General features: G+C 72.3%; 10 protein-coding genes. 3 read left to right on the plus strand and 7 right to left on the minus strand.

The window, feature by feature from the left end; genetic code table 11:
* Window positions 1–35: 35 nt before the first annotated feature.
* Window positions 36–1,223: a hypothetical protein gene (locus tag M3B01_RS04480; protein ID WP_259789737.1), complete on the minus strand. Its 1,188-nt coding sequence runs from the start codon at window positions 1,221–1,223 to the stop codon at window positions 36–38.
* A gap of 121 nt (window positions 1,224–1,344) precedes the next feature.
* On the minus strand, window positions 1,345–4,305 hold the full coding sequence (gene leuS / locus M3B01_RS04485; RefSeq protein ID WP_259789738.1) for a leucine--tRNA ligase: 2,961 nt from the start codon (window positions 4,303–4,305) through the stop codon (window positions 1,345–1,347).
* A 412-nt stretch (window positions 4,306–4,717) separates the two neighbouring features.
* On the opposite strand from leuS, the gene M3B01_RS04490 reads away from it, so the two are divergent.
* On the plus strand, window positions 4,718–5,812 hold the full coding sequence (locus M3B01_RS04490; RefSeq protein ID WP_259789740.1) for an ROK family protein: 1,095 nt from the start codon (window positions 4,718–4,720) through the stop codon (window positions 5,810–5,812).
* Window positions 5,813–5,899: 87 nt separating this feature from the next.
* On the opposite strand, the gene M3B01_RS04495 is transcribed toward M3B01_RS04490, so the two are convergent.
* Together M3B01_RS04495 and panD are read right to left on the minus strand one after the other, a co-directional pair.
* Entirely contained in the window at window positions 5,900–6,826 is a 927-nt protein-coding gene (locus tag M3B01_RS04495) for an AEC family transporter (protein ID WP_259789742.1), read from the minus strand.
* Window positions 6,827–6,852: 26 nt separating this feature from the next.
* Complete coding sequence (panD, locus tag M3B01_RS04500; protein ID WP_259789744.1) at window positions 6,853–7,260, minus strand: aspartate 1-decarboxylase; 408 nt, start codon at window positions 7,258–7,260, stop codon at window positions 6,853–6,855.
* Window positions 7,261–7,317: 57 nt separating this feature from the next.
* Here panD and M3B01_RS04505 point away from each other — a divergent pair, with 57 nt between their 5' ends.
* Window positions 7,318–8,955 (plus strand): DEAD/DEAH box helicase, encoded by a 1,638-nt coding sequence (locus M3B01_RS04505; protein WP_259789746.1) that lies wholly within the window; start codon window positions 7,318–7,320, stop codon window positions 8,953–8,955.
* Complete coding sequence (locus M3B01_RS04510; RefSeq protein ID WP_259789749.1) at window positions 8,952–10,346, plus strand: L-serine ammonia-lyase; 1,395 nt, start codon at window positions 8,952–8,954, stop codon at window positions 10,344–10,346. The genes M3B01_RS04505 and M3B01_RS04510 overlap by 4 nt, the downstream gene beginning before the upstream one ends.
* On the opposite strand, the gene M3B01_RS04515 is transcribed toward M3B01_RS04510, so the two are convergent.
* The 3 genes from M3B01_RS04515 to M3B01_RS04525 are packed head-to-tail and all read right to left on the minus strand — an operon-like array spanning window position 10,327 to window position 13,380.
* Window positions 10,327–11,451: an AMP-binding protein gene (locus tag M3B01_RS04515; protein WP_259789750.1), complete on the minus strand. Its 1,125-nt coding sequence runs from the start codon at window positions 11,449–11,451 to the stop codon at window positions 10,327–10,329. The two genes, M3B01_RS04510 and M3B01_RS04515, sit on opposite strands and share 20 nt — an antisense overlap.
* Complete coding sequence (locus tag M3B01_RS04520; protein WP_259789753.1) at window positions 11,448–12,272, minus strand: SDR family oxidoreductase; 825 nt, start codon at window positions 12,270–12,272, stop codon at window positions 11,448–11,450. The genes M3B01_RS04515 and M3B01_RS04520 overlap by 4 nt, the downstream gene beginning before the upstream one ends.
* Before the next feature lie 46 nt (window positions 12,273–12,318).
* On the minus strand, window positions 12,319–13,380 hold the full coding sequence (locus M3B01_RS04525; protein ID WP_259789829.1) for an NADH:flavin oxidoreductase/NADH oxidase: 1,062 nt from the start codon (window positions 13,378–13,380) through the stop codon (window positions 12,319–12,321).
* Between the last annotated feature and the right edge of the window lie 24 nt (window positions 13,381–13,404).

Genomic DNA, 13,404 nt, shown 5'->3' on the forward strand with positions numbered 1-13,404 from the left:
GTGCCGGGCGACGGCGGCGGTGCCCGGGAGGCGGATCAGGCCGGCTGATCCCACGGGGTCGGCAGATACCGGTAGCGCAGGTCCAGGAACCGCTGGGCCGAGGTGGCCTCGTCCCAGGCCTCCACATGGGAGTCGATCGTCTCCGCCGTGCCGCGCAGCGAGTCGCTGACGGCCGGCGGGGCGATCGGGTCCAGTGCGTCCGCAGTGGCCTCCAGACTGGTGGAGGCGAAGCCCGCCATGCTTCGCAGCGGCGTGGCCGTGACGATGTCGATCTGGGACTCGGCGTGGCGCATCAGGCCCATCTCTGCCTCTCGCGCAGCGCCCAGCACATCACCCTCCTGCAGGGCCCCGCCGACTGCGCCGGCGGTGTGGAACGTGTTCCCGATCTGCGCATCCACCCCGCCCAGCACCTGACCGAGCACGGAGTCCTCCCCGAGCACCACACCGGAGGAGGCGTGCATGATCTTCACCGGGGCGAGTGCTCCCGTGTAGCGGCCGTAGCCGGCATCGATCATGCCCTGCTCGGCCCAGCCGATCACCTCACCGACAGCCTCGTGGCCTCGCATGGCCGTCTGCAGGTGCTGGAGCACGGGCACCTGCCCGATGACCGAGGATCGCACGGGCTGGCCGTCCGCAGTGATGGAGATGTCCGGAGCGGTGGCGCCGGAGGGCTCCGGGAAGCGGGGCACGGGCGCGCCACCCCCGGGGTCGATCAGCGGGTGGTGCAGGCCCGGATCCCACCACGGGGGCTGCCAGTCGATGTCCTTGAGCTTCTCGCGCAGCACGCGACCGAGCCCCGCCGGATCCGGATGGGCCAGCGGCCCGAACGGGTTCGACCAGCCCGGCCCGCTGAGCGGACGGGCAGGATGCGGGACACCGGTGACTGGCGCTCCGGAGGGACTCGTGCCGTCGTGCCCGCCCGCGGGCCCGTTGCCGCCGGTCGCACCGGTGCCCCCGGAAGGGGCGCTGGCCTCTTCCTGCTCCTTGCCCTCGGCCCGGATCAGCTCCAGGAACCTGCTCAGCTGCCGCCCGGCCTCGTACCCGGCCAGCAGGAAGGCGGAGAGCCGTGCCTGGAAGTGCTGGGCGTCCGGCCCGTACCACTCCAGTGCCGGCCCGGCGGCGGCGATGTCATCGAGCAGTGCGGTGAGGGCGGCGGCCTGCCCGGTGCCGAGCTCCGCCCATCGGTCGATGTCGGTGGTGTCGCATCCCCAGAAGGTGTTCATGCGATGAATCTAGGGACGAGCACAGCCCCGGGTCCTGGACGGACCCGGGGCTGTGGACAACCGGTCGTTGGGGAGGAACCTCGAGCCGGCCAGGACGGGGCACGACTGGCCGGGCCGGACCTCACACCACGATGTTCACCAGCTTCGGAGCGCGCACGATCACCTTGCTCACGGCCTGACCGTCGATGAGCTGCTGCACCCGCTGCTCGGCCATCACCATCGACTCCAGCTCGGACTCGGAGATCTCCGGATCCACCTCCAGCTTGTGGCGCACCTTGCCCTTGATCTGCACCACGCAGGTGACGGCATCGGCCTTGACCAGCTGCGGATCGGCCACCGGGTACGGCTCACGGGCCAGGGACCGTTCGTGGCCCAGCTTCGACCACAGCTCCTCGGCCAGGTGCGGGGCGAACGGCGCGGTCATCAGCACCAGTGGCTCCAGCGCCTCCCGGGGGGTGCTGCCGGAGGCTCCGGCGTCCTTGGTCAGGTGGTTGACCAGCTCGATCAGCTTGGAGATCGCGGTGTTGAACTGCATCTCGGCCATGTCGCGACTGACACCGTCGATGGTGCGGTGCACCGCCTTGGCGGTGGCGGCCTGCGCCGGCTCCTCACCGATCCGCAGCTCGCCGGTCTCCTCGTCGACCACCAGGCGCCACAGGCGCTGCAGGAAGCGCTGGGAGCCCACCACGGCGCGGGTCTCCCAGGGGCGGGACAGGTCCAGCGGCCCCATCGACATCTCGTACACGCGCAGGGTGTCGGCTCCGTACTCGGCGTACATGTCATCGGGTGCCACCGAGTTCTTCAGCGACTTGCCCATCTTCCCGTACTCCTGGGTGACCTGCTCGCCCCGGTGGGTGAAGGTGCCGTCGGCCTCCGTCACCACCTCATCCGCCGGGACGTACACGCCGCGGGCATCGGTGTAGGCGTATGCCTGGATGTAGCCCTGGTTGAACAGGCGGTGGAACGGCTCCTGGCTGGAGACGTCCCCGCGGTCGAACAGCACCTTGTGCCAGAACCGCGCGTACAGCAGGTGCAGCACGGCGTGCTCCACGCCGCCCACGTACAGGTCCACACCGCCCACGCCGCCCGGGGTGCGCGGGCCCAGCCAGTACTGCTCGTTGACCGGGTCCACCAGCTGCTCGGAGTCGGTGGGGTCGATGTAGCGCAGCTCGTACCAGCTGGAGCCGGCCCAGTTGGGCATGGTGTTGGTCTCGCGGCGGTAGCGGCGCGGACCCTCGCCCAGGTCCAGCTCCACCTCCACCCAGTCCTCGGCGCGGGACAGCGGGGTCTGCGGCTCGGTGTCGGCGTCGGTGGGGTCGAAGGTGCGCGGCGAGAAGTCGGTGACCTCCGGCAGCTCGATCGGCAGCATCGACTCCGGCAGCGCGATCGGCACCTCCGGCTGCTCCAGGTCGTACACGATCGGGAAGGGCTCGCCCCAGTAGCGCTGGCGGGAGAACAGCCAGTCGCGCAGGCGGTAGGTGGTGCGGGCGGTGCCGAAGCCCTTCTGCGTCACGTACGCGGTGGCGCGGTCCTTCGCCTCGTCCTTGTCCAGGCCGTTGAGGTCGATCTCGGCGTTGGCGGAGTTGATCTTCACGCCGTCCCCGGTCCACGCCCCGCCGGCGAAGTCCTCCGGCGGCTGCACGGTGCGGATCACCGGCAGGTCGTAGGCGGTGGCGAAGTCGAAGTCGCGCTCGTCCTCCGCGGGCACCGCCATGATCGCGCCGGTGCCGTAGCCCATCAGCACGTAGTCCGCGGTGAACACCGGCAGCGTGCGGCCGTCCATCGGGTTGACCGCCGTCAGCCCGGTGAACACTCCCGTCTTGGCGCGGCCCTCCCCGGTGCGCTCCTCCTCGCCGGTGGCCGCGGCGCGCGCCTGGTACGCCGCAACGGCCTCACGCGGGGAAGCGGCGCCGTCGGTCCAGCTCGCCGGGACGCCCGACGGCCAGGCGGCGGGCAGGGCGCCCACGTCCGCCAGCAGCGGGTGCTCCGGGGACAGCACGCAGAAGGTGGCACCGAACAGGGTGTCGGCCCGGGTGGTGAACACCTCGAAGGTGGGGGAGTCGCCGTCGACCGCATCGGGAGCGCCGCTCGGGCCGGAGGTGCCCTCCAGTCCATTCACGGGGAAGGCGATCTGCGCGCCGTGGCTGCGGCCGATCCAGTTGCGCTGCATGGAGCGCACCGACTCCGGCCAGTCCATCCGGTCCAGGTCGTCGATCAGGCGGTCGGCGTAGGCGGTGATGCGCATGTTCCACTGCCGCAGTCGGCGCTTGAACACCGGGAAGTTGCCGCGCTCGGAGCGGCCCTCGGCGGTGACCTCCTCATTGGCCAGCACCGTGCCCAGACCGGGGCACCAGTTCACCGGGGTGTCGGAGACGTAGGCCAGGCGGAAGGCGCCGACCAGCTCTTCCAGCTCCACCTCGTTCGCCTCGGCGGGGGAGCGGCCCGTCCACCCCGACGGCAGCTCGATGTTCAGCCGATCGGCCAGCGCGACCGGATCGATGGCACCGGAGCGCAGGCCCTCCCGCAGCTCGGAGACAGGGCGAGCACGGCCCACGATCCCGTCGGCGTTCTCAGCATCCGGGTCGTACCAGGAGTCGAAGATCCGCAGGAAGATCCACTGCGTCCACTTCATGAACTCCGGGTCCGTGGTCGCGAAGGAGCGACGCGGGTCGTGGGACAGCCCCAGGCGGTGCAGCTGCCGGGCCATCGTGGCCACGTTCTCCTCGGTGGTGATGCGCGGATGCGTGCCGGTGGCGATCGCGTACTGCTCCGCGGGCAGCCCGAAGGCGTCGTACCCCATCGTGTACAGCACGTTGCGACCCAGCATGCGCTGGTGGCGGGCCACCACGTCGGTGGCGATGTAGCCCAGGGGGTGACCCACGTGCAGGCCCTTGCCCGAGGGGTACGGGAACATGTCCATGATGAAGGTCTTCTCGGGCAGGTCCGCAGGGTCCGTGCCGTCCGAGAGCGGGCCCACCGGGTTGACGGCGGCGAACGTGCCCTCCGCGTCCCAGCGCTGCTGCCAGTGCTGCTCGATGCTGTCCGCCATGGCGGCGGTGTAGCGGTGCGGTGCCTCGGTCATGGTGATGCGTCCGTCCTTCAGCAAGTGGTCGATTCCTCCGCCGGGCGGCTCCCGGCATGAAAAAACCCCCGCACAGGCGAGGGGAGCCGCGTCGATGACCGCCCAGGGCGGACCTGATCCGACGCGGCTACGGAAGGAGCAACCGGATGTCCATGGGCTCAGTGTACGCGTGCCCCGGACGACATGCGGAACCCGGTCGAGGGGCGGAACGCGGCGCGCCGCGGGGGGAGCGAGCCCAGCGCGGGGCGGGGAAAGCGGGCCCAGCGCAGGGCGGGCGGAGCGGGTACCGCAGCAGAGACGCCCCGGCCGACCCTGTGCGGGCCGACCGGGGCGCCACCCGGCACCAGAGCTCAGCTGTCCCTCCCGGCAGGCCGTCTCGCTGATCACCCGCCGGCTGCTCGCCGAGGGGCTGGTGGAGACGGCGGGACGACAGGTCAGCGGTCGCGGGAAGCCGAGCACGCTGCTGCGCGTGGTGGCCGACTCGCGGCTTGCGATCGGGGTGCACCTGGATCCCGCCTACGTGTCCGTGGTGGTGTGCGATCTGCTGGCACGCCCGCTGGCCGGCACCCGGCTCCCCGCGCCCTCCGACGATCCAGCGCAGGACATCCGGCAGATCGGGGAGGCCATCGACCAGCTGGCGGCCCGCATCGGCGCGGTGCGGCCGCCGCAGCAGCCAGGGCAGGGCAGGAACGGCCGCCGGCTGCTGCTCGGCGTGGGGATCGCGGCCCCGGCCGCGCTGGATTCGACCACCGGCGTCGTGATCGATCCCCCGTGGATCCCGGGCTGGCGGAACGTCGCCGTGGTCGATGCCCTGCAGGCGGCCACCGGGTTGCCCTGCCTGTTGGACAAGGACACCAACGCCGTTCTCACGGGCGAGATCTGGACCGAGCACCTGCCCTCCGATGAGACGGTGCTGTACATCTACGTGGGCCACGGGGTGGGCTCCGCCGTGAGCGGGGGGAGGCAGGTGCATCGCGGCGGCACCACCCAGGCGGGGGAGATCGGGCACCTGCCCATCGGCCGCGCCGATCGTCGGTGCACCTGCGGAAGGCACGGGTGCCTGAGCCTCTACACCGACGCCCTGCGGCTCATGGAGCGGGCTCGCGAGGCAGGCGTGCACCTGCCTGCCAATATTCCTGTCCCGCACGCGATGGAGGTCATCGGAAAGAGCGCAGGTGCTGGGCATCAGGGGGCCTGCTCCGTGATCCGTGAGCACGGTGCCGCTCTCGGGGAGGCGCTCCAGATCCTGGTGGGCATCCACGACCCCGACCGCATCATCGTGGGTGGCCCGACCTGGATGCACCTGCGCGAGCACGGGATGCCGCCGATCCGGGAGGCACTGGCCGAGTGGACGCAGCAGGGGAGAGCGGAGCCCGACAGCTCGCGGCTCGGCAACGAGGCCGGTGCGGTGGGGGCGGCCAGCCTGTTCCTGGACCAGGAGCTGGCCCCGGAGACACCCACCGCCGCGGCAGGGCAGCCCGTGGGGCGTCCCGTCGCGGCGGTGTGAGGGTGCGGGTGAGCCGCCGACCGGCCCGCCGGCCGGCTTTCAGGCGACGGCGTTCTCGCTGGTCCACCGGGAGTGGAAGGTGGCTGGTCAGGCCCCCAGGGCGAAGGCCAGCACCAGCAGCACCACCACGGTGCCGACGGTGGTCACCAGCACCGTGTCCCGGGCGAGGTTCTCGGCGGCCTCGTAGCGAGCCGCAGCCACGAACACGTTCTGCGCGGTGGGCAGTGCGGCCATCACCACCACCTCGTACAGATCCTGCCCCCGCAGGCCCAGCGCGGCGCCGATCCCCAGGGCGATCAGCGGCATCACCACGAGCTTGGTGGTCGAGGACGCCGCGATCAGGCCCCGGTAGCCGTCGTCCCGGGCGAAGGGCCGAGAGCCGTACAGCGACAGTCCGTAGGCCAGCAGCATGGCCGGGATCGCCATGTCCGCGAGGGAGCGCACTGGCTGCAGCGCCACCTCCGGCAGCTGGACCCCCGCTGCCGAGAGCGCCAGTCCCACGGCCGAGGCGATGATCGTGGGATTGGCCAGGATGGTGCGCGCCACCCCGGCCGGGCCCGGTCGGCGCTCCTGGGTGAGGGAATGCAGCACGAACAGGTACAGCGGGGTGTACACCGCCTGCTGGAACAGGATCACCGGGATCGCGTGCGAGATGTCCCCCAGCACATAGAGGGCGATCGGAAAGCCCATGTTCGCGGCGTTGACCACCGATCCGCTGATCGCCGCGACCACCAGGTCCACACCCCGCCGGGAGGTCAGCACCCGCAGTGCGACCAGCAGCACTGCGCCCGTGCTCAGGCCCGCGAGGGCCGCCACCAGCATGGGGGTCGACAGCACCTCGGCGGGCTCGGACTGCAGCAGCCCCACCAGCACCAGGGCAGGAGAGGCCAGGAAGAAGGTGGTGCGGTTCAGCACGTACCGCGCGTGCGGGCCCAGCACGCCGGTGCGGGCCGTCAGCCAGCCCACCCCTATCAGGGCCCAGACGATGAAGAAGCCGCTGAGGACGCCCGACACGGCTCAGATCCCCGAGCGGGCCTGCATCAGCGGCTGGCGACCTGGCCCGGCATGCCGGGCACGGGCTGAGCGGGATCGTTGCCGATCTGCACGATGCGGTTCTCGCCGTCCACGTGCACCACGGTGGGCTGGTGGCTGCGCGCCTCGGCGTCCTCGAACATGCCGTAGGCGATGATGATCACCAGATCCCCGGGCGTCACCAGGTGGGCGGCCGCACCGTTGATGCTGATCTGGCCGGACCCGCGCTCGCCGGTGATGGCGTAGGTCTCCAGGCGCGAGCCGTTGGTGACGTCCACGATGGAGACCTGCTCGTTCTCCAGGATCCCGGCGGCCTCCAGCAGGTCGGCGTCGATCGTCACCGACCCCACGTAATGGAGGTCGGCCTGGGTGACGGTGGCCCGGTGGATCTTGGAGGTCATCATTGTGCGCAGCATCGTCCCCAGTCTCGCATGCGCGATGATGGGTACCGCCCCACCGTCAGGAGAATCACGATGCCCAAGGCACGCCGCCGATCGGCCCACCGTTCCCAGCGTTTCGAGGACATGGCCCTGCCCGAGGAAGTGCTCGGTGTCCTCACCGAGCAGGGGCTGGACCGTGCCTTCGAGATCCAGGAGGCGATCCTGCCCGATGCCCTCGCCGGCCGCGACGTGCTGGCCCGCGCGGAGACCGGCTCCGGCAAGACCCTCGCCTTCACCCTGGCGATGACCTCCCGCTTCCGGGGCCGCAAGGTCCACCGGCGCCGTCCCCTCGGGGTGGTGCTGGTGCCCACCCGTGAACTGGCCGTGCAGGTGGTGGACACCATCCACCCCTTCGCCCGGGCACTGGGGATCAGGGCCCAGCTGGTGGCCGGCGGGATGAACATCGAGAAGCAGGCCGATGCGGTGGCCCGGGGGGTGGAGATCATCGTGGCGACCCCGGGCCGGCTGATCGATCTGGCCGAGCGCGGCGCCCTGATGCTGGACCGTGTGGAGACCACGGTGATCGACGAGGCCGACCACATGGCCGACCTCGGCTTCCTGCCGCAGGTGCGGGACATCCTGGCCGCAGTCCCCATGGGCACCCAGAAGATGCTGTTCTCCGCCACCCTCGACGGTCAGGTGGAGGAGATCGTGGATGCCTTCCTGGTGGATCCGGTCTCCCACGAGACCGTGCCGGTGGCGGCGGCGGTGGCCACCATGCAGCACCACGTGCTGGCCATCGATCCCTCTGCCAAGCGCGAGGTCACCGCGCGGTTGGCCGCGCGGCGGGGCCGCACCCTGCTGTTCACCCGCACTCAGCTGGGGGCCGAACGCGTGGCCCGGGAACTGGTGGAGGTGGGCATCGCGGCAGCCGCCCTCCACGGCAGCAAGCAGCAGGGCCTGCGCACCAATGTGCTCGCCGGCTTCCGACAGGGAGCCTTCCCCGTGCTGGTGGCCACCGACGTGGCCGCCCGCGGCCTGCACATCGACGACGTCACCATGGTGGTGCACGTGGATCCGGCCGACGACGTCAAGGAGTACGTGCACCGCTCCGGTCGCACCGCCCGGGCGGGTGCGGAGGGCACCGTGGTCACCCTCGCCCTGCCCCATCAGGTGGCGAAGACCCGCTCCGTGGTCGAGGGCGCCAAGGTGGAGCCTGGCTGGGACGAGGTCGCGGACGCCGAGGCCCCGGTGCTGGCCGCGCTCGGCGGGCGCCGTCCCTCCGGGGAGCCGGTCGAGGACCCGGCCATGACGAAGTACAAGGGCGCACCCCGCAAGCTCGACCTGACCCGCGGTGGCCGCCGCGCCGGTGCCGACGCTTCCCGTGCCGAGGAGCGCCGGGCCAATGAGGAGCGTCGCGCCTCCTGGGAGGAGGATCCCGCATCGCGTCCCGGAGCGGCGCCCCGCAGCGGAGGCGGACGCCGTGGCCGGAGCGGAACCGGCCGGGGCGGGCAGAGCGGTACCGGCCGGGGCGGGCAGAGCGGAACCGGCCGGGGCGGGCAGAGCGGTACCGGCCGGGGCGGGCAGAGCGGTACCGGCCGAGGCGGGCAGAGCGGTACCGGCCGAGGCGGGCAGAGCGGAACCGGCCGGAGAGGCAGCGCGGGGCGCGGGCGTCCCGGTCGTGGTGGTCAGGGCGGCGCCGGCCGCGGCAGAGGGAAGGGATCGCGATGAGCATCAGTTTGTTCGACCTGTTCAAGATCGGTATCGGGCCCTCCAGCTCCCACACGGTGGGTCCGATGCGGGCCGCGGCGATGTTCGCCAGCCAGATGCTGGAGGACCAGCAGGTGGCCCCGCGCCTCGCCGACGTGGCCGTGCACCTGTACGGCTCTCTCGCCGCCACCAGCCACGGTCACGGGACGCTCGATGCCGTGGTCATGGGCCTGGAGGGTGCGGACCCCGAGACGGTGGACCCGGTGGCGGGCCGGGAACGGGTGGCCACGATCGAACGCGAGGGCGGGCTGCTGCTGGACGGCCGGGTGCCGGTCTCCCTGCGTCCCAGCAGCATCGTGCTGCACCCCCTGACCTTCCTGCCCCAGCACTCCAACGGCATGACCTTCATCGCGCTGGACGCCGACGGTGAGGAGCTGCTGCGACGCCCCATGTTCTCGGTGGGCGGCGGCTTCGTGGTCGACGAGGCCGACATGGACCAGTCGATGGCGGACGTCGCCTCCGAGGAGCAGGGCAGTGCCATCTTCACCACCGGCGCCGAGCTGCTGCGGGTGTGCGAGGAGCGCGGCATCTCGATCTCCGAGGCGATGCTGATGCGGGAGCGGCAGTGGCGCAGCGACGAGGAGATCCGCACCGGGGCACTGGAGATCTGGCGCACCATGAGCGAGTGCATCGAGCGGGGTGTGCGCACGCACGGCGTACTGCCCGGCGGCCTGGAGGTCAAGCGCCGCGCAGCCTCCTGGTACGAGTCGCTCAGCGCCGAGGACCCGGTCAAACTGCCCATGAACGCCTTCGAATGGGTGTCCCTGGCCGCGCTTGCCGTCAACGAGGAGAACGCCGCCGGTGGCCGCGTGGTCACCGCCCCCACCAACGGTGCCGCCGGCATCATCCCGGCGGTGATGCACTTCGCCACCACGTACATCCAGGGTGTGGACCCGGACGAGATCGCGGTGCGGTTCCTGCTGACCGCCGGCGCGATCGGCTCGCTGTACAAGGAGCACGCCTCCATCTCGGGTGCCGAGGTGGGCTGCCAGGGCGAGGTGGGATCGGCCTGCTCGATGGCGGCCGCGGCCCTGTGCGAGGCGATGGGCGGCAAGCCCGCCCAGGTGGAGAACGCCGCGGAGATCGCCATGGAGCACAACCTCGGCCTGACCTGCGACCCGGTGGCGGGCCTGGTGCAGGTCCCGTGCATCGAGCGCAATGCCATGGCCGCCGTCAAGGCAATCACCGCCGCCCGCTTTGCACTGCGCGGCACGGGGGAGCACTTCGTGTCCCTGGACACGGTCATCGAGACCATGCGCCAGACCGGAAAGGACATGAACGAGCGCTACAAGGAGACGGCCATGGGCGGCCTGGCCGTCACCGCGGTGCCGGTCAGTCGCCCGGACTGCTGAGCAGCACCACCTCGCGGGGTACCGCGGCCGCACCCAGCCGGTCCCGCACCAGGGAGCGCAGCTCCTGGCCCGTCGGCACGGCGGCCTCGCCCGGTGATGGCGTGACCTCGGCGACGGTGCGCGCCCCGAAGCGCTCGTCCTCCACCACCCGCAGGCGCACTGCCGCCACGCCCGGATGCGAGACCAGCAGGCGGGCCACCGCTCGCGGGTCGTGCAGCATCCCCCCGGAGGAGACGGTGCCGTCGGCCCGGCCGGTCACCAGTACCCGGCCCTGCTTATCGAGGTGCCCGCGGTCGGTCACCAGCTCCTTGCCCCCGGTGAAGGGGGTGCGCACGATCAGCAGACCGTCCTGTGCGCGGATCCGCACCCCGGCCAGCGGCCGCCCGTCCACGGCGATCGGACCGGTCTCCGTGGTGCCGTACACGTCGTGCACCCGCGCCCGGAAGTGCCGGGCCAGATCCGCGCGCAGCGCCGCAGGCAGCACGTCGGAGCCGGAGATCACCCGGGGGATCTGCAGGGGACGCCCGCGAGCATGCTCCTGATCAGCGGCGAGGACGTCCGCCAGGTGCACGGGGACGCCGGTCAGCAGCTGGGGGCGCTCGCGGTGGAGCAGCTGCACGCGCTGGGCCGGGCGCAGGTGGCTCAGGTCCACCAGAGGCGAGCCCAGCACCAGTGCCCCCAGACCCACCAGCAGGCCGTGGCCGTGCACGCCCGGGGCGGCGCTGGCGATGCTGGCGCCGCCGCGCAGCCCGATCCGACGGGCCAGGTCCCTCAGGGTGCGCAGCTGCGCCGCCGAGAGCGGTCCCCGGCGCTGCAGGTGGGGAGGGCCGGTGCTGCCACTGGACCGCATCTCCAGCTCGTCGCCGGCGGTGAGCGCAGTGGCCAGGACCTGCCGCAGCGGAGCGTCGGGGGGCAGCTCGGCCACCTGCGGCGGGCAGCGCGGCACGGACCGTGCGGAGGTGGCCGTGCGGCCGCGGTGCATCAGCGCGGTGATCCCGTCGAGGTCGCGCGCCGTCAGCTCTCCCTTGGCGTCGGTGAGGACCACCCGGCGGGGCTGCAGACGGGCCCGCAGGCGCAGGGCGGTGCGCGCCTGGAGGATCCTCATGACCGACGCTCCGCAGCCCGGTGTCGCAGCGAGCGGAACGGGCGGGCCGATCGGTCGCGGCGGAGCAGCCGGGCGACCCAGCCCTGGCCCCTGCCGGCCAGGTGAGCGGAGCGCGCCGGTGCGGCCTGGGACACCACGGCCCCGATCCGCACCCACCACGGCGAGATCAGGCTGCGATCGCCGTCCAGGGCCCGCAGCACCATCGCCGCTGCCTGCTCCGGGCTGAGGGCGGCCCGAGGATCGGAGCCGTAGGTGGGGGCGGCCATCGCGGTGGCCACCAGCGGCATCTCCACCACGCAGATGCCCACGCCGCGGGCGGAGGCCTCCGGGCGCAGGGCGCGCAGCCAGGTATCCAGCCCGCTCTTGGTGGCCGCGTAGGCGGCCCAGCCCGGGGTGGGGATGCGGGTGGCTGCGCTGGTGACAGCCACCACCCGGCCGCTTCCACGGGCGCACATCGGCTCCAGCAGCGCCAGGATCAGCGTGGCCGGGCCCAACAGGTTGGTGCCGGCCAGGCGCACCAGGTCATGGGGCCGCCCGAAGGTCTCGCGCAGGCCGCGATGGATCGAGTGCCCGGCCAGCGCGATCACCGCCCCGGGCACACCGTCCTCCAGGATCGCTGCCGCCATGCGTGAGACCGCTTCCTGGTCGCGCAGGTCGCAGGCATGGACGGTGGCGGTCCCGCCGGCCTCGCGCACACGCGCCGCCAGGGCCTGCAGGCGTGCCTCGTCGCGGGCCGAGAGGACGAGGTGCTCACCGCGCCGGGCGAGGGCGAGGGCCAGGGCGGTGCCGATGCCGCCGGTGGCACCGGTGAGGACGATCATGCGATCAGTCCACCACACCCGGGAGCGCTCGCGGGCGCGCCGCGCCTCACCAGGAGCCGCGGCGGTACGGGCCCGGGTACAGCGAGCCGTCGCGCACCCCGAGCTCGTGGGCGGCGCGCTGCGGCCAGGCGGGCTCGCGCATCGCCACGCGCCCCAGTGCCACCGCGTCCGCGTCGCCGCGCTCGAGGATCTGCTGCGCTCCGTGGGGGTCCGTGATCAGCCCGACGGCGGCCACGGGGATGTCCGTGGCCTCGCGGATCGACCGGGCGAACCCCACCTGGTACTCGGCCTTGACCGCGATGTCGGCGATCACGGCACCACCGGTGGAGACGTGCAGGGCATCCACCCCGATCCGGGACAGGGCGCAGGCCAGCTCGATGGACTGCCGGGTGTGCCAGCCGCCGTCGATCCAGTCCGTGGCGCTGATCCGCACGATCAGCGGCTTGTGCGCGGGCCACACCTGCCGGACGGCCTCGGCGATCTCCAGCGCGAGCCGCCTGCGCCCCGCATCGTCGCCGCCGTACTCGTCGCTGCGGGTGTTGACCAGGGGGGAGAGGAACTCGTGCACCAGGTACCCGTGGGCGAAGTGCAGCTCCACGGCGTCGAAGCCGGCCTGTTCAGCGCGGCGGGCGGCAGTCACGAAGTCGTCGATCAGAGCGGTGATCCCGGCCCGATCCAGGACCTCGGGCGGATCGAGGCCGGGGAACGGCTCGTCGGTGGGGCCCACCGTGCGCCAGCCTCCGGCGAGCTCGGGGATCGTGCCGTGGCGGCCGGCGTAGCGAGGCAGGGACGGCCAGGTCGAGGCCTTGCGGCCCGCGTGGGCGAGCTGCACCGCGACCTTCGCTCCCTGTGCCTGGCAGAAGGAGACGATGCGGGACCAGGAGTGCATCTGGTCGTCGTTCCACAGACCGGTGTCCTGCGGCGAGATGCGGCCCTGCGGACACACGGCAGTGGCCTCGGTGATCAGCAGTCCGAACCCGCCGGCGGCACGGGCACCCAGGTGCATCAGGTGCCAGTCGGTGGGGATCCCGTCCTTGGCCTCGACCGAGTACTGGCACATGGGGGCCAGCCAGATGCGGTTGCGGACCTTCAGCTCCCGCAAGGACATCGGGGTGAACAGGGCCGGGGTGAC

Source organism: Brachybacterium sp. p3-SID957, assembly GCF_025144775.1.
GTDB lineage: Bacteria > Actinomycetota > Actinomycetes > Actinomycetales > Dermabacteraceae > Brachybacterium > Brachybacterium epidermidis.